Here is a 20,206-nt window from a genome sequence, read left to right as displayed (position 1 = left end):
TGATTCGCATAGACTATCGCAAGAGCGAATCGAACATTTTTTGATCGGCGTCACATCACCGCTTTTCCTTGGGCAGTACCACCACCCGGGTGCCCGAGGCGATGTCAGGCCAACTGCGGCGCTCGCTATCGAACAGCACCCATAGATACCCCAGGCCCAAGGCCGCCAGAGAAACCCAGGCCACCAGATAGCGCACCAGGCTTTGAAGCAGGGTGATGGTGCGGCCGTCGAGGGTCTGCACGCGCAAGCGCCAGGCCTGCATACCCAGCGTCATGCCGCCACGCATCCAGGAGAAGGCGAAGAATACGAAAGCCCCTGCCAGCAGCAGCAGCTGCAGGACCAGGCGCTGCGGCTCCCCTGCTCCCACCTCTTCCGGGCCCAGGCCAAGCACGTGGCGCACGAAAGCCACGTGCAGCACGGTGAGGGAGATCCAGATGGCCGCCACCAGGAAGGCGTCATAGAGCATGGCGCCCAGGCGGCGCGCCAGACCGGCCGGCCAGGCATCGTCGAGCTGATCGAAACGTCGTTGCATTACGGTCCTTTCCTAACGTTACCAAGGGGGCGTGCGTCCTGGCGGCTGCGGCCGGGCAATACGCGGGTCACCCGGAGCGGCGTAGCAGATAGAGCCCGAGCCCTGCGCTCAGCAGGGTCGGCATCAGCACCGCCCATACCGGTGAGAAACCAAATACCGTCGAGGCCGGCGCCAGTAGATCCTGCAGGTACTTGAATGACAGGCCGACGATCACGCCGTAGAAGACGCGGGTACCGGCCGCCACGGTACGCAGCGGGCCGAACACGAACGAAGCCGCTACCAATACCAGCGATGCCATGGTCAGGGGCATCAGCATCTTCTGCCAGAAATAGAGCAGAGGGTGGGTGGCCTGAAGGCCTTGATTCTGCAGGAAACGGGCATAAGCCCACAGCTCGCTCGGGGCCTGGCTGTTGATTGGCAGCAGTAGCCGCTTGAGCTGGGCCGGCGTCAGGCTGGTTTGCCAGGGCTGTTGGGCATGATGCTCGGCCTCGGTATGGTCGTCGTAAAAGCGCGTGGTACCCACTTCCTCCAGCAGCCAGCTGCCATCGCGCCATATCGCACGCTCGGCCACGGTGGCTTCGAGCAGCTCGCGCCCCTCGAAGCGATAGCGAGTCAGGTCGAGGACGGTATCGTCGGCGCGAATGGCACCGAAGCGATAGACGCTGTCGCCCTCACGCTGCCAGCCGCCGCTCTGGACCAGCACGGCTCCCTCGCCCTGCATCTGCTCGAGCCGCCACGCGCTGGCGAACTGCTCGGTACGCGGACTCACGTACTCGGCAATCACCAGAACGACGACCACGACCAGGATGATGGGTTTCATCACCCCCCAGAGGATGCGTGCCAGGGAACGCCCCGCGGCCCGCATCACCGTCAGTTCGTTGCTCGAGGCCATGCTGCCCAAGCCGATTAGCGCACCGATCAATACCGCCACCGGCGCGTACTGATAGAAGCGCCAGGGCACCCGCATCAGTAGGTAAAGCAACACCTGGAAGGCACCATAGTTGCCCTCTACGTCGTCCAGGTCGTTGATGTAGGAAATCACCAGGTCGAGACCAAGCAGCACCACCTGGACGACGATGATCGCCCCCAGCACATTGCGAGCGATATAGCGGTCGAGACGATCCGTGAGCATCAACGCATCCCCCTGCGCTGGTTGTGCATCAACAGCCCCACGCCCAGCGCCAGGAACAGGATGTGGATAGGCCACATGCCGATCGCCGCCGGCAGCGTGCCACGCCCAACGGCGTCCAGGGCCGCCAGCAGCAAGCTGAGGTAACAGATGTGGAGAAAGATTGCCGGCAGCAGCTTGGCAAAGCGCCCCTGGCGCGGATTGACCCTTGAGAGCGGCATCGCCATTAGCGTCAGAATGAAGACCATCAGCGGCAGCGAGAGACGCCACTGCAGCTGGGCGCGAGCACGGTCGGAGTCGTCGCCGAACAGCTCGCGGGTGTTGGCATAGTCGGCCGACTCCAGCTCGCGCCTCTCGCGGCCAAGCGAGAGGCGTACGGCATAGGTCTCGAACTCCAGCCGCTCGGCCTCGAAGCGTCCGGGGTCGACGCTGTAGCGCTCGCCGTCGGCCAGCACCAGAAAGCGGCTGCCGGTATCGGGGTCGACGGTTTGATAGCCGCTACCGGCACGGGTCACGGCGGTTTCCGGCGTGCCGTCCCGGCGCCGCTGTCGCTCGCTGATGAACACCTCCTGCATGCGGCTGCCGTCATCGCTGAAAGACTCGGTGTAAGCGGTTCGCCCACCGCCGAAGTCCTGGAATCGTCCCGGCGCCAGCGCGGTAAAGTCCAACTGGCTGCGCTGCTCCTCGAGCATGATGGCATTGTGCAGCGCCCCCGCCGGCGTCAGCCACAGGCTGCACAGCCCCACCATGATCGACACCAGTGCCGCCGGCACCAGGCTGATCTGAAAAAGCCGTGCGGGGCTGATGCCGCAGGCCACCAGCACGGTCATCTCGCTGTTCAGGTAAAGCTGCCCGTAGGCCAGCAGAATGCCGAGAAAGAAAGCCAGCGGCAGTATCAGTTCGAGAAAGCCAGGCAGATGGTACAGCATGAGATTGCCGAGAATGGTGGCGGGGATATCGCCCTCCGCGGCATCGGTAAAATAGCGGATGAACCGGCTACCCATGATGACCAGCAACAGCACGCCGGCGACGGCGGCCATGGTGAGCAGGATCTCGCGTGTCAGGTAACGAAAAATGATCATTCAGCGGTCTTCCATGCAATGGCGCCATGCCTTGAGTACACTTGGGGGATTCGGCAGGCCCCGGAGCCGTGCCGGCATTATCCTGAATCCCCCATCGCTTGTCTTGTGGAGTCACCATGGAATTCCCCGTTCAGACGGCCAATCCCGCCAAGGCCGAATCGGCCTGCCTCGTGGTCCCGGTTTTCAAGGGCGGCGACCTGCTGCCCGCTGCCGCCAAGCTAGACGACGCTAGCGAGCGGTTGATCGGCCAACTGATCGAGCGCGGCGACTTCGATGCCAAGCTGGGCAATGTGCAGCTGATTCCCTTCGCCCCCGGCCTCAGCGCAGATCGCCTGATGCTGGTGGGCCTGGGCGAGCGCGAAAAGTGCCAGGAGCGCGCCTTTATCAAGGCACTGGATGCCGCCTTCACCGCCGTGGCAGGGCTGACGGTAGAGGAGGTCGCGGCAGCTTTTACCGACGTGCCCGTGCCTGAGCGTAGCACTGCCTGGAAAGCACGCATGACCGCCGAGGCGGCGCAACGTGCCGTTTACCGCTTCGATGAGTTCAAGTCGGAGAAGGCGCCGCGCCCGCGTCTCGCCAAGGTCACCCTGCTGCTCAGCGACGTCGACGCCGCCGATGATGCCCGCGAAGGCGCCCGTATCGGCAACGCGGTGGGTCAGGGCGTGGCCTATACCCGCACCCTGGGCAATCTGCCAGGTAACGTCTGCACACCCAGCTACCTGGCCGACCAGGCCGAGCAGCTGGGTCGCGAATCGGGCGGGGCCCTAGCCGTCGAGATCCTCGACGAGGCGGCGCTGGAGGAACTCGGCGCCCATAGCCTGCTCTCGGTGGGCCGTGGCAGCGAGCAACCCTCGCGACTGATCGTGATGAAGTACCAGGGCGCCGAGAAGGCCGATGACTCGCCTCATGTCCTGGTCGGCAAGGGCATCACCTTCGATACCGGCGGCATCTCGCTCAAGCCCGGCGAGGGCATGGACGAGATGAAGTTCGACATGTGCGGTGCGGCCAGCGTATTCGGCACCGCCAAGGCGGTGCTCGGCATTCGCCCCAAGCTCAACCTGGTGTTCATCGTTGCTGCCGCCGAGAACATGCCCGACGGCCGCGCCACCAAACCGGGCGACATCATCAAGACGCTGAAAGGGCTGACCGTGGAGGTGCTCAACACCGATGCCGAAGGGCGACTGGTGCTGTGTGACGCGCTGACCTACGCCGAGCGCTTCGAGCCCGCCAGCGTGGTCGATATCGCCACCCTCACCGGCGCAGCGATCATTGCCCTGGGCCACCACGCCACCGGCCTGCTCTCCAACGACGACGACTTGGCGCTGGACCTGCTCGAGGCCGGCGAGGCCGCCTGGGACCGCGCCTGGCACCTGCCGCTCTGGGACGAGTACAAGGAGCAGCTCGACTCCAACTTCGCCGACATGGCCAATATCGGCGGCCGCCCGGCCGGCACCATCACCGCGGCGTGCTTCCTCTCGCGCTTCGCCGACAAGTTTCCCTGGGCACACCTCGACATCGCCGGCACCGCCTGGACCTCGGGCAAGCAGAAGGGCGCCAGCGGCCGCCCGGTAGGGCTCTTGACCCAGTTCCTGCTCGACCGTGAGGAAGAGGCACGCCAGGTCGAGAACGAGGCCTGACACCGCCAAGGTTGCCATCCCAGGCGCCAACCGTTACATCTGTCGCATAGCGCGCTCCGGACTCGTCAGTCCGGAGCGCCGAAACGCTCAATAAAACGCCGGAATCCCGGCATAGCGGAGACTCATTTGCCGTGCCCAACGCAACCTTCGAGACGCTGCCCAGCGCCATTCCCATGGCAGCCAACATTCGCGACGACATCCTTGCCAACCCCGGTTTCGGGCGTCACTTCAGCGACCACATGGCCCATGTGCGCTGGACGGCCGATGCCGGGTGGCACGGCCACGAGGTGCGGCCCTACGGCCCGCTGACCCTCGACCCGGCGGCCGCGGTGCTGCACTACGGCCAGGAGATCTTCGAGGGCATCAAGGCTTACCGACACGCCGACGGTTCGATATGGTCGTTTCGCCCGGAGAAGAATGCCGAGCGCTTCCGCCGCAGCGCCCGTCGCCTGGCCCTGCCCGAGCTCAGCGACGAAGATTTCGTCGGATCGCTCAAGGCCCTGCTCGCGCAGGACCACGCCTGGGTGCCGACACCCCGCGACGAGAGCGATGAGTCGAGCCTTTATCTGCGCCCGTTCATGATCGCCAGTGAGAAGTTCCTCGGCGTGCGTCCGGCCCACGAAGTCGACTATTACGTGATCGCCTCCCCGGCCGGCGCCTACTTCAAGGGCGGTATCGCTCCGGTATCGATCTGGCTCTCCTCGCACTACAAGCGCGCCGCCCCCGGCGGCACCGGCTTTGCCAAGTGCGGTGGCAACTATGCAGCATCGCTGGCCGCCCAGAAGGAGGCCGAGAAGTACGGCTGCAGTCAGGTGGCTTTCCTCGACGCCGCCGAGAACAAGTGGATCGAGGAGCTGGGTGGCATGAACCTGTTCTTCGTCTACAGGGACGGTCGCCTGGTCACCCCGCGCCTGACCGACACCATTCTGGAAGGCGTCACCCGTGACTCGGTGCTCACCCTGGGCCGCGACGAGGGCCTGACACCGGAAGAGCGCGCCATCAGCATCGACGAGTGGCGCGACGGCGTGGCCTCCGGCGAGATCAGCGAGGTCTTCGCCTGCGGCACCGCTGCGGTGATCACTCCGGTGGGTCAGTTGGTCACCGAAGACGGCACCGTGCAGATGCCCGACGCCGGCAACGAGGTCGCCAAGCGCCTGCGCGGCAAGCTGCTCGATCTGCAGTACGGTCGCGCCGAAGACAAGCACGGCTGGTTGACGCGCCTGGTGTAACGGCGAAGGCGCCACGATGGGCCCGCTGCCGCGAGTCCGTTGCCACAACGGCTAACCCACCGAGGCGAGGGGCACCGAAGGGCAGGCCGACGCGGAGGTCCTACGCCAGGGATGGCGTCGGTAGCGTACAGGGATGTATTCATAGCGCCTCCGCGAAGGCCTGGCCCCGAGGGAAAGCCCCGGGCAGACTCTGATGACGCAAGTAGATTTCTACATCCTCCCCGACACCACGCTGGAAGCGCGGCTCGACTTCGCCTGTCGGCTGGCCGAGACCATCGCCGGCAAGGGCTACCGGCTGCACCTGCACGCCGAGGACGAGGCCATGGCCAGCGACCTCGACGAGCGGCTGTGGACCTTTCGCCCCGAGGCCTACCTGCCGCATGCCCTGCTCGGCAGCGAGATGGCCGAGGGCGTGGCGGTGACCATCGGCTGGGAGCAGCCGCCCGAGCCGAGCGCCGAAGCGCCCATGGCGCTGCTCAACCTCGACCCGGGCATCCCCGAGTGGTTCTCGCGCTTCGAGCGGGTCGCCGAGATCATCAACCAGCATCAGCAGGTGCTCGTCGCCAAGCGCGAGTGCTGGCAGACCTACAAGCAGCGCGGCTATCCCGTGAAGGCACATCAGCTCAAGGGGTGAGTCCCACCCCCGGCGCCCCTCCGAAGCATTATCTCGCCGGTCTTCTCTTCAAGCCTGGCTGACGCCAAGCGCCCCATCGCGCTATAATCGAGCCCATTTTCCGTACGCTGAGACGCCTTTCCTGCCGCCCGGCCCACGCCCCGGCGGCGATCATTTCTGGACCCGGAACGCCCCATGGACAAGACCTACCAACCCGAGCAGATCGAATCCCGCTGGTACGAGCGCTGGGAGGCCGACGGCCGCTTCGCCCCCTCGGGCGAGGGCGAACCCTACTCGATCATGATCCCGCCGCCCAACGTCACCGGCAGCCTGCACATGGGCCATGCGTTCCAGGACACCATCATGGACACGCTGATCCGCTGGAAGCGCATGCAGGGCAACAACACCCTGTGGCAGGTGGGCACCGACCACGCCGGCATCGCCACCCAGATGCTGGTGGAGCGCAAGGTCGCCGCCGAAGAGGGCAAGAGCCGCCACGACCTGGGCCGCGAAGCGTTCATCGACAAGGTATGGGAGTGGAAGCACGAGTCCGGCGGCCACATCACCCGCCAGCTGCGCCGCATGGGCGCCAGCGTCGACTGGTCGCGCGAGCGCTTCACCATGGACGACGGCTTCTACAAGGCGGTGCAGGAAGTCTTCGTACGGCTCTACGAAGAGGATTTGATCTACCGCGGCAAGCGCCTGGTCAACTGGGACCCCACGCTGCATACCGCCATTTCCGACCTCGAAGTGGAGAACCGCGACCAGCAGGGTCAGTTCTGGCACTTCCGCTACCCGCTGGCCGACGGCGTAAAGACCGACGCCGGGCTCGACTATTTGGTGGTCGCCACCACCCGCCCCGAGACCCTGCTCGGCGACACCGGCGTGGCGGTCAACCCCGAGGACCCGCGCTACGCCTCGCTGGTGGGCAAGTTCGTCGAGCTGCCATTGGTAGGACGACGCATCCCCATCGTCGCCGACGAGCATGCCGACATGGAGAAGGGCTCCGGCTGCGTGAAGATCACCCCGGCCCACGACTTCAACGACTATGAAGTCGGCCGCCGTCAGGGCCTGCCGCTGATCAACGTCTTCACCCAGGACGCGGCGATCCTGCCCCAGGCCGAGGCCTTCGACATCCAGGGCCGCCCGCTGCCCGAGATCGATTTGAGCCTGCCCCAGGCCTACGCCGGACTGGACCGCTTCGAGGCGCGCAAGCGGATCGTCGCCGACATGGAGTCCGCCGGGCTGCTCGAGCAGATCGAAACCGTCAACAACACCCTACCCTTTGGGGACCGCTCCGGCGACGTCATCGAGCCACTGCTCACGGATCAGTGGTTCGTCGCCGTGGAGAGCCTGGCCAAGCCGGCCATCGCGGCTGTCGAGAACGGCGACATCCAGTTCGTGCCCAAGAACTACGAGAACATGTACTTCTCGTGGATGCGCGACCTGCAGGACTGGTGCATCTCGCGCCAGCTGTGGTGGGGCCACCGCATTCCCGCCTGGTACGACAGCGAAGGCAACGTCTATGTCGCCCGCACCGAGGCCGAGGCCCGCAAGAAGCACGGCCTGAGTGACGATGTCGTCCTGACCCAGGACGAAGACGTGCTCGACACCTGGTTCAGCTCGGGCCTGTGGACCTTCGGCACTCTGGGCTGGCCGGAGAAGACCCCGGAGCTGGCCACCTTCCACCCCTCGAGTGTGCTGGTCACCGGCTTCGACATCATCTTCTTCTGGGTCGCACGGATGATCATGCTGACCCTGAAGTTCATGGACGAGGTGCCGTTCAAGACCGTCTACGTCCACGGCCTTGTGCGCGACGGCCAGGGCCAGAAGATGTCCAAGTCCAAGGGCAACGTGCTCGACCCCATCGACCTGATCGACGGCATCCAGCTCGATACGCTGCTGGAGAAGCGCACCGGCAACATGATGCAGCCGCAGAAGGCCAAGGCCATCGCCAAGGCCACCCGCGACGAATTCCCCGAGGGCATCGAGCCCCACGGCACCGACGCGCTGCGCTTCACCTTCCTGTCGCAGGCCACCACCGGGCGCGACATCAAGTTCGACATGGGCCGCCTGGATGGCTACCGCAACTTCTGCAACAAGCTGTGGAATGCCTCGCGCTACGTGCTGATGAACGCCGAAGGTCAAGACTGCGGGGCAGACGGCGGCGAGGTCGAGCTGTCGCTGGCCGACCGCTGGATCGTCTCACGCCTGCAGCAGACCGAAGCCCAGGTGACCAGGGCGATGGAGGAGTTCCGCTTCGACCACGCCTCCCAGGCACTTTACGAGTTCGTCTGGAACGAGTACTGCGACTGGTACCTGGAGCTCTCCAAACCGGTATTGTGGGACGACAACGCCAGCCCCTCCGCCAAGCGCGGCACCCGTCGCACCCTGGTGCGCGTGCTGGAAGCCATCCTGCGTCTGGCCCATCCGATGATGCCCTACATCTCCGAGGAGATCTGGCAGCGGGTGGCGCCGCTGGCAGGCAAGGCCACCGGGGACGGCAGCGAGTCGATCATGGCGCAGCCATGGCCCGTGGCGGAGCAGGAGAAGCTCGACGAGCAGGCGACTCGCGACATCGAGTGGCTCAAGGGCGTGATCGTGGCGGTGCGCAACGTGCGTGCCGAAATGAACATCGCCCCCGGCAAACCGCTCGAGGTACTGCTGACCAAGGGCTCCTCGGCGGATCGCGAACGCCTGGAAGCCAACCGCCCGTTCCTGGCCAAGCTGGCCAAGCTGGAAAGCGCCACCTGGCTCGACGAGCCGAGCCAGGCGCCGCTCTCGGCCACCCAGCTGGTCGGCGACATGGAGGTGCTGGTGCCCATGGCCGACCTGATCGACAAGGAGGCCGAGCTCGCCCGCCTGGCCAAGGAGATCGACAAGCAGGACAAGCTGATCGGGGGAATCGAGAACAAGCTTGGTAACGAGAGTTTCGTCGCCAAGGCCCCGGAAGCAGTGGTCGAGAAGGAGCGCGGCAAGCTCAAGGAGTACCAGGCTGCCCGCAGCGTACTGGTCGAACAGCGCGACAAGATCGCCGCGCTGTGACAAGCGGCTGACACCGCGCGACTGATTTAGCGGCCCGACACCGCCGCCAGGAGATGATGCCAATGCCTCGGGAAGGTAGCTCCATGGCCAGCCAGAGCCAAGGCTTGACCCTCGAGGCGATCCGGCCGCTGTTCCCGCTGCTCGAGCGTAACAGCGCCGGGTCGATTTTGGTGGATGAGGCGAGTCGTCTCATCTGGATCAATGCCTGCTATTGCCGCCTTCTCGGCATCGATGACCCGGCTCGGGTCATCGGCCGCCCCGTCGCCGAGGTGATTCCCCATACCCGCATGCACGAAGTGGTGCGCAGCGGGCGTCCCATTCTGCTCGACATCATGGAGTATCGTAACCATCAGCTGGTGGTCACGCGCTTGCCGCTGCACGACCCGGCGAGCGGCAGGGTCAACGGTGCCGTGGCCTTCATCGTATTCGATGACCTGGAGCCGCTGACCCCGCTGATCGGCAAGTACCGCCGCCTGCAGCACGACCTGGCCGTGGCGCGACGCGCCCTGGCCAGGCGCGGCTCGCGCTACGAGCTGGCCGACTTCGTCGGTGCCAGCCCGGCCGTGCTGGAGGTCAAGCGTCGCGCACGTCTGGCCGCCGCTCGCGCCACGCCGGTGCTGCTGCTGGGCGAGACCGGCACCGGAAAGGAGGTATTGGCGCAAGCCATACACGGCGAATCACCACGCGGCGCGCGCCCCTTCGTTGCCGTCAACGTCGCCGCAGTTCCCGAGAACCTGCTCGAGGCGGAGTTCTTCGGCGTCGCCCCGGGCGCCTACACCGGCGCCGACAAGCGCACGCGTCAAGGCAAGTTTCAGCTCGCCGACGGCGGCACGCTCTTCCTCGACGAGGTCGGCGACATGCCCCTGGCACTGCAGGCCAAGCTGCTGCGCGCGCTGCAAGAGGGCGAGGTGGAACCGCTCGGCTCCAACGAGATCAAGCGTATCGACGTGCGCGTCATCGCCGCCACCAGCCGCGACCTCGAAACGATGGTCGACGAGGGCAGTTTCCGCTCCGATCTCTATTATCGGCTCAACGTGCTGCGCATCCAGGTCCCACCGCTACGTGAACGCCTCGCCGATCTGGGAATTCTGTGCGAAACCCTGCTCGGCCGCATCGCCGTGGAAAGCGGCGAACCGCGCGCCGAAATTACCTCTGAAGCCGTAGCCCTGCTGCAGCGACACGCCTGGCCGGGAAATATCCGCGAGCTGCGCAACGTGCTCGAACAGTGCCTGGCACTCAACGAGGCGTGCAGCATCATCGACGTACCGGAGCTGCGGGCCGCCCTGCCCCGCTCCACCTCGACGTCACCCCATTCGCACCCCATCGCGGCGGTGCGCCCCCTGGCCGATATCGTGGCCGCGGCCGAACGCGACGCCCTGCACAACGCCCTGGCCGCCTGTGGGGGCAACAAGTCCCGCGCTGCGCGCCTGCTGGGCATCCCACGCTCAGTGCTTTACGACAAGCTGGCACGACTGTCCGAAATTCAGGACACCTGTCCGTAAAACCGGACAAAAGCAACCTCTACCAAAGTCGAAAAATGTCCGTAAAAACGGACACTTCTCCATGCCCCTCTTTTTTGGGTCACCACTACCTCATTGAAAACATTGATTTAATCAAGTCTGGCACGATGCGTGCACTGAGATAGGGCAGGCGTCATTTTCATGGCGCGAACGCTGCAAGAACGCAGCACGTCAAGTCCGCATGGCTACAACGACAGCGCCAACCACAAGGCGCTGCGTCGACAACAAAGCACAAGGAGCCTTCATGTCGTTCATTCCCTCTCTCGCTACCCGCCTTCGTCCGCTCACTCTCGGCGTGACCGCCGCCACCTTGATGGTAGGTGCCGGTGTCAGCTCTGCCGAGGCCCAGGAGCGTGTTCGCTGGCAGGTGCCCATCGCCTTCCCCTCTCACCTGGTCGGCCTGAGCACGCCGGTACGCTTCCTCAGCGAATCGCTGGAGCAGGCATCCGGTGGCAACATCAACCTGCGCTATTACGAGCCGGGTGAGCTGATTCCGCCGTTCGAGATTCTCGATGCCGTCTCCGAAGGTCGCTACGACGCCGGCTTCACCTGGGTCGGCTACGACCAGGGCAGCATTCCCTCGCTGCCGCTGTTTGCCGGTGCACCGTTCGGCATGGAACCGCCCGCCTATCTGGCCTGGCACTACTTCGGTGGCGGCGCCGAACTGCTCGAGGAAATCTACGAGGACTACAACGTCCAGCCGCTGCTGTGCAGCATGATCGGCCCCGAGGCGGCGGGCTGGTTCGCCGAGCCACTGGAAGATCTCGCCCAGATCGACGGCCTGCGCATCCGCTTCGCCGGCATCGGCGGCCGCGTGATGGAGCGCCTCGGCGCTTCGGTGACCATGATTCCGGGCGGCGAGCTCTATCAGGCCATGGAGCGCGGCACCATCGACGCCATGGAGTTCTCGGCACCCGCCGTGGACCGCATCCTGGGTATGCAGGAGATCGTGCAGAACTATGTGCTGCCGGGCTGGCACCAGACCTTCACCACCGCTCACCTGCTGATCAACAAGGACAGCTGGGATGCGCTGGAACCGCAAACTCGCGCCATGATCGACATGGGCTGCCGTGCCGCCACCCTGTACGGCTACTCCGAGAGCGAGATGGAGAACCCCAAGGCGCTGCGTGACTTCGAGGACGAAGGCGTCAATGCCCAGGTGCTCTCCGACGAGATTCTCGGCGAACTGCGCCGCGTCACCAACGAAGTGCAGGCCGAGATTGCCGCCGAGGACGAGATGTTCGGCCGCGTACTCGAGAGCCAGCGCGAATTCATGAAGGTACATGGCAATTGGCACGTCAAGGGCCACCTGCCGCGCTCCTACTACGCGCCGGAAAACCTCGAGGACTGATCAAGCGGTATTGCACTAAGCGTGCTGATCTGGCCGCCGCCCGCCGGCGGCGGCCGATGACCTGTCCTTTCCTCGGAGTTACCCATGAGCATCAACGACTCGGCGACCCCGGCGCCGGAGGGACACTCCGCGCCGGAGCTACCCACCAACCGCCTCAGCTATCGCCTGGACATGGCCATCCTGCTGTTCGGCCGGGCCATCTCCTGGCTGTGGCTTGCCACCCTAGCGGTGGTACTGACCAACGTGGTCAACCGCTTCATCCTCGGCCGCGGCTCCATTGCCGTGGAAGAGCTCTCCTGGCACCTGTTCGGCGCCACCATGGTTCTCACTCTGGCCTATGCCGTGGTCAGCGACGACCATGTGCGAGTCGACGTGATTCGCGAAAAGTTCTCGCTGCGCACCCAAGCCTGGATCGAGCTTGTGGCCATTTTGCTGCTGGCCCTGCCGATCCTCTATCTGATGGTCGAGCAGCTCTATCAGTACGGTTACCGCTCCTATCTGCGCGGCGAGCGTTCCCAGGCCCCCAGCGGTCTGCCCTATCGCTTCATCATCAAGACCTTGATCCCCATCGGCCTGACGCTGGTGGCGCTGGCGCTGTTCTCCCGCGTGTTGCGCTGCAGCACCCTGCTGTTCGGTTTCCCCCGGCGCCTACACAAGACGACCCCGCGGCAGTAGTCCAGGTACGTCCGGTAAAGACGCCACGTTCATCTAAAGAGATCGACTATGGGACTGGAACAAATTCTCGTGCTGGCGATGTTCGCCAGCTTCATGAGCCTGCTGCTGCTGGGCTTCCCTGTGGCCTGGTCGCTCGCCGGCGTGGGCTTCGCCTTTGCCGTGGTGGGCCACGTGTTGGTCGAGTACATGGCCGCCGACCTGTGGTTCTCCTGGGGCGGTACCATCGGCGTGCTGGATCGACGTATCTACGGCATCGTCGCCAACGAGCTGATGGTAGCCCTGCCGCTGTTCATCTTCATGGGCATCATGCTCGACCGTTCAGGCATTGCCGAGCGGCTGATGAACTCCCTGGTGCGGGTGCTCGGCGGGCTGCGCGGCGGTTACGCGGTCACGGTGGTCATCGTCGGCGTGCTGCTGGCGGCCTCCACCGGTATCGTCGGCGCCTCGGTGGTGCTGCTCGGCATGCTCTCGCTGGGGCCCATGATGCGCGCCCAGTACAACAAGTCACTGGCGGTAGGCACCGCCTGCTCGGTGGGCACCCTGGGCATCCTGGTGCCGCCGAGCATCATGCTGGTGCTGATGGCCGACCGCATGGGCACGTCCGATGCCTCCGTGGGGCGTCTGTTCATGGCCGCGCTGGTGCCCGGTGTGATGCTCGGCGTGATGTACATCGCCTTCATCCTGATCGCCGCCTACCTGAAGAAGGATCTGGCGCCCGCACCGAAGGATCGCGAGCCACTCGATGCCAGGGCCTTCCTGCAGGTGTTCATCGCCGTGCTGCCGCCGCTGGGGCTGATTCTCGCCGTACTCGGTTCGATCTTCACCGGCTTTGCCACCACTACCGAGGCCTCGGCGGTAGGCGCCCTGGGCGCCATGCTACTGGCACTGTTCAACCGCCGCCTGACCCTGACGACCCTGCGCCAGGCGCTGTATCAAACCAGCCGTACCACGGCCTTCATCTTCGCCATCTTCATTGGTGCCACGGTATTTGCCGCCGTGCTGCGAGGCCTTGGCGGCGATGACGTGGTGCGCTTGGCGCTGACCGGCCTGCCGTTCAGCGAGACCGGCATCGTGCTGACCATCCTGGTGGTGGTGTTCCTGCTCGGCTTCTTCCTCGACTGGGTAGAGATCACCCTGATCATCCTGCCGCTGGTCGCCCCGGTTGTCTTCAGCCTGGGGGTCGACCCGCTATGGTTCGCCATGCTGTTTGCCATCTGCCTGCAGACCTCGTTCCTGACCCCGCCGGTGGGCTTCGCGCTGTTTTACATCAAGGGCGTATGTCCGCCGGGCATCACCACCCGCGACATCTACATCGGCGTGGCTCCCTTCGTGGCCATACAGCTGCTCGGCCTGTTGCTGGTGTTCTTCTTCGCCCCGCTGGCCACTTGGCTGCCCAACGAGATCTATGGCGGACGCTGACCTTTCGAAAAGGAGAGAACGATGCAACTGAACGACAAGACGGCGCTGATAACGGGCGCTGCAGGCGGCATAGGACGCGCCATTGCCGAACGCTATGCCGCCGAAGGTGCCCGAGTGGCAGTGGCCGATCTCGACCTGGCCGCCGCCGAGGAAACCGTGGCGATGATCCGCGGGAACGGTGGCCAGGCCATGGCACTGGCCATGGACGTGACCGCCGAAGAAGCGGTGGAGGCGGGTGTTGCAAGCGTGGTGGCCGAATGGGGTGGCCTGGACATCGCCATCGCCAATGCCGGTATCCAGCACATCGCCCCGCTGCATACATTGAGCTTCACCGACTGGCGCAAGGTAATGGCGGTTCATCTGGACGGCGCCTTCCTGCTTACCAGTGCGGCACTCCGTCAAATGTATCGCCAGCCGCATGGCGGCTGTCTGCTGTACATGGGTTCGGTGCACAGCAAGCTCGCCTCGCCACTCAAGGCACCCTATGTCGCTGCCAAGCACGGCCTGCTGGGACTGTGTCGCACCGTGGCCAAGGAGGGAGCGGCTCATAGGGTACGCGCCAATGTGATCTGCCCTGGCTTCGTCCGCACTCCACTGGTGGATCGGCAGATACCCGAGCAGGCGGCGGCGCTGGGTATCGCTGAGGAGGCGGTGATACGCGACGTGATGCTCAAGGATACCGTCGACGGCGAGTTCACCACCCTGGAGGACATCGCCGAGGTGGCGTTGCACTTGGCGGCCTTCCCCAGTGCGGCGCTCACGGGGCAGTCGGTGGTGGCCAGTCATGGGTGGTACATGCAATAGCCGAAACACCACCATTAGGGAACGCTGTTCTGCAACGCAGCTTTCCCCTAGAATGGGGGCATCGACCATCAACCGTGCCGATGCCCTCATGTCTCAAACCGAATCGACCTTTGCCCCTGGCCGCATCCTCGTCTTCAACCTGGCGGCCGCCCTGCTGGTATGGTCCTGGCTGTCGCCTGGACTGATGTTCTGGACGGATCTGGACGATACGGTCTTCTTTCTCACCAATGCCTGGCTGACCGAGGACAACGAGACCTGGGTGCTGTTCGTGGCAGCCGTGAACAACCGAATGTTCGATGTGGTCAGCTTGCTGATACTGCTGGCGATTTACCTGTGGGCCATCAGCCGCGACCCCAATCCGACCCATCGCATGCTGCGCTGGGGCGGCATCGGCATCACCATGCTGTTGACGGCGGTCTTCATCGCCCAGGGTTTCCGCATGGTGGTGCCCTATACCCACCCCAGCCCCACGATGGTGTACGAGAACGTCAATCTGATTACGGAAATGGTCGACTTCTCGACCAAGGACAGCTCGGGCAGCAGTTTTCCCGGCGATCATGGTGTCAATCTGTTCCTCTTCACCGCTTTCATGTGGCGCTTCGCCGGCTTCAAGGTGATGCTGGTCAGCGCCGTATTCGCCGTACTGCTGAGTGCACCGCGGATTCTCAGCGGCGCCCACTGGTTCAGCGACGTCTTCTTCGCCGCCCTGGTCATCAATCTGGTGGTGGCTCCATGGGTACTGCTTACGCCGGTAGCCCCCGCGCTTTCCCGCGCCCTTACCAACGGCATGATCAAGGTGCGCAACGCCCTGCCAGGCCGCTAATCTCTCATAGCCATGAAGGAGTGGAGTTGCGTTACGAGCAACTCCACTCCTTCGTCAGTTGGCTTTGCGCCAGCCACCCAGCACCCGCTGGTCGCGGCCGAAGAAGACCAGCCTGTCATGGTCGATGAGGAAGCGATAGGCGTTCTCCATCATCCCGGTGACGCGCCGGGCATCGTCGAGCTGGGGGCAGCCGCGGCGAGTGGTGCCAAGCTCACCGAACTGGATGCGATTGCCCTCATCGAGGTTCACCCGTCCATTGAGTTCGTTACAGCCATCGCTGCCTGTCACGCGCCCGTCGGGCGAAACGATGAAGTGTGGCGTTTCGGGCATCGAGAGCCGTTCGTTGGTACCCATCAGCAGCAGGTTCCAGCGCTGTCCCACGATAGGATGATCGCTCGTAACGCGGGGCTGGTCTTGCCGGGTAGGCTCGGTGGGCTTGCCGCCACACGCGGCCAGAAACATGGCAACGAGCGCCATCAGTAGCGCTCGGCCAGAAAGAGTCTTGTACATGGGGAGCTTCGTTCCTTGTTGCGCAACGCAGTATTCGTTCGCGCAGCCATTTATGCCGTGTCTCTCTTACCAGCTGCCGGTGTTTTCCATGGAAGCCCAGGGCTCTCTGATCGGCAGCGGGTCGCCCTTCTGCAGCAGCTCTATGGAAATACCGTCAGGGCTGCGCACGAAGGCCATGTGCCCATCGCGGGGCGGACGGTTGATGGTCACGCCGGCGCTCTGCAAACGTTCGCACAGGGCGTAGATATCGTCGACCCGATAGGCCAGATGACCGAAATTGCGCCCGCCGCCGTACTCTTCCGGGTCCCAGTTGTAGGTCAGCTCCAGTTCGGGCGCCTTGAGCTCGGCGGAGCGAGCCTCATCCTCTGGGGCCGCCAGAAACACCAGCGTGAAACGCCCCTTTTCGTTCTCCTTGCGTCGCACTTCCTTCAACCCGAGCAGGTCGCAGTAGAAGTGCAGCGACGCGTCCAGGTCGCTGACACGAACCATGGTGTGCAGGTACTGCATAAGCCCTCCTAGCCAAACCAGAATTCAAGTCAGTGAGTATACTCGCTGAAAATGGCCGGCGTCCGGTCCTCATGCTGCCAGGTCAGCACGGCATAGTCATCGTAGCGCCCCGTCTCCATGCCGGGCGAGCCGTGTGGCATACCGGGCACCGTCAGGCCGACCACATCGGGCCGCTCTTCGAGCAGTCTCTTGATATCGGCAGCGGGCACATGCCCCTCGATCACGTAGCCGTCGACTAGCGCCGTGTGGCAAGAGGAGAGTTCAGGCGTCACGCCGTGCTCGATCTTCACCGAGCGCATATCGCGCGTCTTGTGCTGACGCACTTCGAAGCCCTCTTCTCTGAGATGATCGGCCCAGTCCGTACAGCAGCCGCAGTTGGGGTCCTGATACATTTCGACCACCGGGCCTGCCTGAGGGCTGGTGCCAGGTGCCAGCGTGAGATACAGGGCCAGCGCCGTTGCGCTCAGCATAGAGAACGCAGTGACTTTTCGTGTCCTGGGGTTTGCCGGTAGGATTTTCATGCTGGGTGGCTCCTGAAGCGTTGACGCCGGATAATGGCATCGTGACAAGCCCCGAACGGCTTGCCAATACCTATGAAGGGGAAGAGGCGGAAATGTCGCACTATTGTGATCTGGCCCCAGGCCACCCATGGCATGGCCCCTATCATGACAACGAATACGGCTTTCCCGTGGCGGACGATACGACACTGTTCGAGCGCCTGGTGCTGGAAATCAATCAGGCCGGCCTGTCGTGGCTGACAGTGCTCAAGAAGCGCGATGCCTTTCGTCATGCCTTCGACAACTTCGACATCGATCGAGTTGCAGCCTTTGGCGATGAAGAGCGCACTCGGCTGCTCGGTGATGCCGGCATCATTCGCAATCGGCTCAAGGTCGAGGCGGCAATACATAACGCGGGGGTCATACGGCAACTGCGCGACACCCACGACAGCTTTGCCGCCTGGCTCGATCACCACCATCCATTGACGAAAGAGTAGTGGGTCAAGCTGTTTCGTCGAACCTTCCGCTTCACCGGACCCGAGATCGTCGGTGAGTTTCTCATGAGCACCGGCTACCTGCCGGGGGCACACCGCGAAGACTGCCCGGTGTATCAGCGCATCCTCACTCTGGGTCCTGCTTGGCACAAGGCCTGAGCTCGCCCCACCACCCGTCGAAAGGAGTTCGAATCGGATGGATACCTTGACCCAAGCCGCACTGGGCGCAGCCGTTGGCGGCACCGTGCTGGGACGCCGACTGGGACGAAAGGCGGTATTGATCGGCGCGGCGCTGGGCACCCTGCCGGATCTGGACGTATTCCTCGACTATGGCGACGCCGTGCTCAACGTCACCGAACACCGGGGATTCACGCACTCGCTGTTCGTGCTGACAGGACTCGGCACGCTGTTGGCGCTTATCGTCCGACGCTTCGCTCCTGCACGCGATATCTCCTTGGGGCGCTGGTGGACCTTCTTCGTGCTGTGTCTCGTCACCCACCCCTTGCTCGACGTGCTGACCACCTACGGCACGCAGATCTGGTGGCCGCTGGACGTTCGCCCGAGCGCCTGGCCGGTAGTGTTCATCATCGACCCGCTGTATACCTTGCCGCTGCTGGTAGGCATCGTCGTTGCGCTATTCACCGGCAACGGTTTTCGCGGCCCCGCCTGGGGACTGGCGCTCTCCTGCGCCTACCTGATCTTTGCCATGTTCGCCAAGGGGATCGTGGAGCAGCGGCTCGCCCCCGTATTGGCCGAGCACGGCATCGAGGAGGCGCCGCGGCTGGTGCAGCCCACCCCGTTCAATACGCTGTTGTGGCGGGTGACGATCATCGACGACGACTACCATCACGAAACCCTGGTGGGACTGCTCGATGGGGACACACCGCCGGTGGTAGAGAGCTTTCACCGCGGTGCCGAGCTTGAATCGCAGGTTCGCTCATTGGAACGTGGCGCTAGGCTGTACTGGTTCGCCGGCCCTTATCTACGCTACGAAACCCGCCCTATCGATGGCCGGGAAACCCTGATCGCCACTGATGTGCGGCTGGGTTTCCCGGGTTTTTACGCCTTCAGCTACGCCTTGGCGACACGCGACGGCGAAGAGTGGCAGCCGCTGATGCCAAGCGAAATGATCACTCCTGACACCCGCGCCGATCTCGATGCCTTGCAGCAACTGGGGGCGAGGATTCTCTCCCCCGAGGCGACGCTGTGTACCAGCCAGTTTGTTGCCGATCGCTGGGTCACGGAGGTGCCCGATGCGTGCTGAGCCTTACAGATCGGCGACCAGTGAATCGATGGCCTGGCGGGCTTCCTTGAGCGCGGCATCGCGCAGCGCATCGCCCATGGCAAGCCCTTCGGCATAGATCACCGAGACGTCGCTGATGCCGATCATGCCCAGCATCGCCTTGAGATGAGGCGTCTGGGTATCGAGCTCGGTACCGGCGTATTGCCCGCCACGTGCGGCCAGGATCGCCGCTCGCTTACCCTTGACCAGCCCCTCCGGCCCCTGCTCGGTATAGCGAAAGGTGGTGCCGGCGCGCATCACCCGGTCGAACCAGGCCTTGAGCTGCGAGGGAATACCGAAGTTGTACATCGGCACTGCCAGGATCAGCACGTCATGCGCCTGCAGCTCCTCGATCAAGCTGTCGGAGCGCTGCGCCAGCACCTGCTGTTCGGCGGAGCGTTCGGCGGCAGCGACCTGCCAGCTGGAAAGCTCCTCGAACCCCAGGTGGGGCAGTGATTCGACGGCCAGGTCACGGTGGCTGACGGTGAGGTCGCTGCGCCCGGCAACGCGCTGGCGAAGATGGCTGGCCAGGGCATTGGACTGGCCATGCTCACCGAGGATGGATGAAGTCACGAGAAGGATGCGAGTCGCCATGAGGATCTCCCTTGAGGGTGGTGTTAATCGTCATGGTACGTGTATTTTTTCACACTAAAAGCGCATAGTTTTGCGCTTAACATTCGATAAAAACGAAAATCTATCGTAAAGAAAGGCCCCGCCTATTAGCGGGGCCTTTCTCGATGCAGCAAGCGGCGTGCAGGTTCGCCGCCGCCGCGCATGCCTTTTAGCTGAAGTTCTGGGCGACGAAGTCCCAGTTCAGCACGTTCCAGACATTCTCCAGGTACTTGGGACGCGCATTGCGGTAGTCGATGTAGTAAGCGTGCTCCCACACGTCGATGGTCATCAGCGGGGTCTGACCATGGGCGATGGGGGTATCGGCATTGCTGGTATTGACGATGTCTACGCCGCCATCCGCCGTCTTGATCAGCCAGGTCCAGCCGGAGCCGAAATTCGCCACGGCGTTGGCGTTGAAGGTTTCCTTGAACTTGTCGAAGGAGCC

Annotated in this window: 20 protein-coding genes; 12 read left to right on the top strand and 8 right to left on the bottom strand. The window is 64.0% G+C overall.

The genetic code is table 11. From position 1 onward, the window contains the following. Positions 1-55: 55 nt before the first annotated feature. From AC2VNO_RS16835 to lptF, 3 genes are all read right to left on the bottom strand, one after another. Positions 56-532 (bottom strand): RDD family protein, encoded by a 477-nt coding sequence (locus tag AC2VNO_RS16835; RefSeq protein WP_486935215.1) that lies wholly within the window; start codon positions 530-532, stop codon positions 56-58. Between the two features lie 67 nt (positions 533-599). After that, a complete protein-coding gene (lptG, locus tag AC2VNO_RS16830) occupies positions 600-1,664 on the bottom strand; it encodes an LPS export ABC transporter permease LptG (protein WP_486935214.1) in 1,065 nt (354 codons plus the stop codon). Next, positions 1,664-2,743 (bottom strand): LPS export ABC transporter permease LptF, encoded by a 1,080-nt coding sequence (gene lptF / locus AC2VNO_RS16825; protein ID WP_486935213.1) that lies wholly within the window; start codon positions 2,741-2,743, stop codon positions 1,664-1,666. Before lptF ends, lptG begins: the two co-directional genes overlap by 1 nt. Positions 2,744-2,859: 116 nt before the next feature. Here lptF and AC2VNO_RS16820 point away from each other — a divergent pair, with 116 nt between their 5' ends. The 10 genes from AC2VNO_RS16820 to AC2VNO_RS16775 all read left to right on the top strand — a co-directional run bounded on the left by AC2VNO_RS16820 (position 2,860) and on the right by AC2VNO_RS16775 (position 15,859). Further along, a complete protein-coding gene (locus AC2VNO_RS16820) occupies positions 2,860-4,380 on the top strand; it encodes a leucyl aminopeptidase (protein ID WP_486935212.1) in 1,521 nt (506 codons plus the stop codon). Positions 4,381-4,553: 173 nt separating this feature from the next. Beyond that, positions 4,554-5,609 (top strand): branched-chain amino acid aminotransferase, encoded by a 1,056-nt coding sequence (locus AC2VNO_RS16815; RefSeq protein ID WP_228575350.1) that lies wholly within the window; start codon positions 4,554-4,556, stop codon positions 5,607-5,609. 193 nt (positions 5,610-5,802) lie between these two features. After that, positions 5,803-6,243 (top strand): DNA polymerase III subunit chi, encoded by a 441-nt coding sequence (locus tag AC2VNO_RS16810; RefSeq protein ID WP_411797156.1) that lies wholly within the window; start codon positions 5,803-5,805, stop codon positions 6,241-6,243. Between the two features lie 174 nt (positions 6,244-6,417). Then, positions 6,418-9,267 (top strand): valine--tRNA ligase, encoded by a 2,850-nt coding sequence (locus AC2VNO_RS16805; RefSeq protein ID WP_486935211.1) that lies wholly within the window; start codon positions 6,418-6,420, stop codon positions 9,265-9,267. A 62-nt stretch (positions 9,268-9,329) separates the two neighbouring features. Then, positions 9,330-10,769, top strand: coding sequence for a sigma-54 interaction domain-containing protein (locus tag AC2VNO_RS16800; protein ID WP_486935210.1), 1,440 nt, complete (start codon positions 9,330-9,332; stop codon positions 10,767-10,769). A gap of 262 nt (positions 10,770-11,031) precedes the next feature. Next, positions 11,032-12,138 carry a TRAP transporter substrate-binding protein gene (locus tag AC2VNO_RS16795; protein WP_486935209.1) on the top strand — a complete coding sequence of 369 codons (1,107 nt, stop codon included), beginning with the start codon at positions 11,032-11,034 and terminating at the stop codon, positions 12,136-12,138. Positions 12,139-12,222: 84 nt separating this feature from the next. Continuing rightward, the gene (locus AC2VNO_RS16790; protein ID WP_486935208.1) at positions 12,223-12,813 is read left to right on the top strand and encodes a TRAP transporter small permease subunit; all 591 of its coding nucleotides are present in this window, start codon (positions 12,223-12,225) and stop codon (positions 12,811-12,813) included. Between the two features lie 48 nt (positions 12,814-12,861). Further along, positions 12,862-14,232: a TRAP transporter large permease gene (locus AC2VNO_RS16785; RefSeq protein ID WP_486935207.1), complete on the top strand. Its 1,371-nt coding sequence runs from the start codon at positions 12,862-12,864 to the stop codon at positions 14,230-14,232. Between the two features lie 21 nt (positions 14,233-14,253). After that, positions 14,254-15,036: a 3-hydroxybutyrate dehydrogenase gene (locus tag AC2VNO_RS16780; RefSeq protein ID WP_486935206.1), complete on the top strand. Its 783-nt coding sequence runs from the start codon at positions 14,254-14,256 to the stop codon at positions 15,034-15,036. Positions 15,037-15,124: 88 nt separating this feature from the next. After that, complete coding sequence (locus tag AC2VNO_RS16775; RefSeq protein ID WP_486935205.1) at positions 15,125-15,859, top strand: phosphatase PAP2 family protein; 735 nt, start codon at positions 15,125-15,127, stop codon at positions 15,857-15,859. A gap of 54 nt (positions 15,860-15,913) precedes the next feature. Here AC2VNO_RS16775 and AC2VNO_RS16770 read toward each other — a convergent pair whose 3' ends face one another. The 3 genes from AC2VNO_RS16770 to AC2VNO_RS16760 form a co-directional block, all read right to left on the bottom strand. Continuing rightward, the gene (locus AC2VNO_RS16770; RefSeq protein WP_486935204.1) at positions 15,914-16,369 is read right to left on the bottom strand and encodes an META domain-containing protein; all 456 of its coding nucleotides are present in this window, start codon (positions 16,367-16,369) and stop codon (positions 15,914-15,916) included. A gap of 66 nt (positions 16,370-16,435) precedes the next feature. Next, complete coding sequence (gene gloA / locus AC2VNO_RS16765; protein ID WP_486935203.1) at positions 16,436-16,876, bottom strand: lactoylglutathione lyase; 441 nt, start codon at positions 16,874-16,876, stop codon at positions 16,436-16,438. Between the two features lie 29 nt (positions 16,877-16,905). Further along, on the bottom strand, positions 16,906-17,397 hold the full coding sequence (locus tag AC2VNO_RS16760) for a DUF411 domain-containing protein (RefSeq protein ID WP_486935202.1): 492 nt from the start codon (positions 17,395-17,397) through the stop codon (positions 16,906-16,908). A 41-nt stretch (positions 17,398-17,438) separates the two neighbouring features. Here AC2VNO_RS16760 and AC2VNO_RS16755 point away from each other — a divergent pair, with 41 nt between their 5' ends. Both AC2VNO_RS16755 and AC2VNO_RS16750 read left to right on the top strand, forming a co-directional pair. Then, a complete protein-coding gene (locus AC2VNO_RS16755; protein WP_486935201.1) occupies positions 17,439-17,870 on the top strand; it encodes a DNA-3-methyladenine glycosylase I in 432 nt (143 codons plus the stop codon). A 193-nt stretch (positions 17,871-18,063) separates the two neighbouring features. Further along, positions 18,064-19,131, top strand: a complete 1,068-nt coding sequence (locus AC2VNO_RS16750) for a metal-dependent hydrolase (protein ID WP_486935200.1) — start codon at positions 18,064-18,066, stop codon at positions 19,129-19,131. A gap of 3 nt (positions 19,132-19,134) precedes the next feature. On the opposite strand, the gene AC2VNO_RS16745 is transcribed toward AC2VNO_RS16750, so the two are convergent. Continuing rightward, positions 19,135-19,743 (bottom strand): FMN-dependent NADH-azoreductase, encoded by a 609-nt coding sequence (locus AC2VNO_RS16745; protein WP_486935199.1) that lies wholly within the window; start codon positions 19,741-19,743, stop codon positions 19,135-19,137. A 187-nt stretch (positions 19,744-19,930) separates the two neighbouring features. Then, the coding region (locus AC2VNO_RS16740; protein ID WP_486935198.1) for a superoxide dismutase at positions 19,931-20,206 on the bottom strand (276 nt) is incomplete at its 5' end.

The organism is Halomonas sp. TH-94, assembly GCF_057473365.1.
Note: the sequence above shows the minus strand (reverse complement) of the source record. Positions and strands in the feature narration are given on the sequence as shown.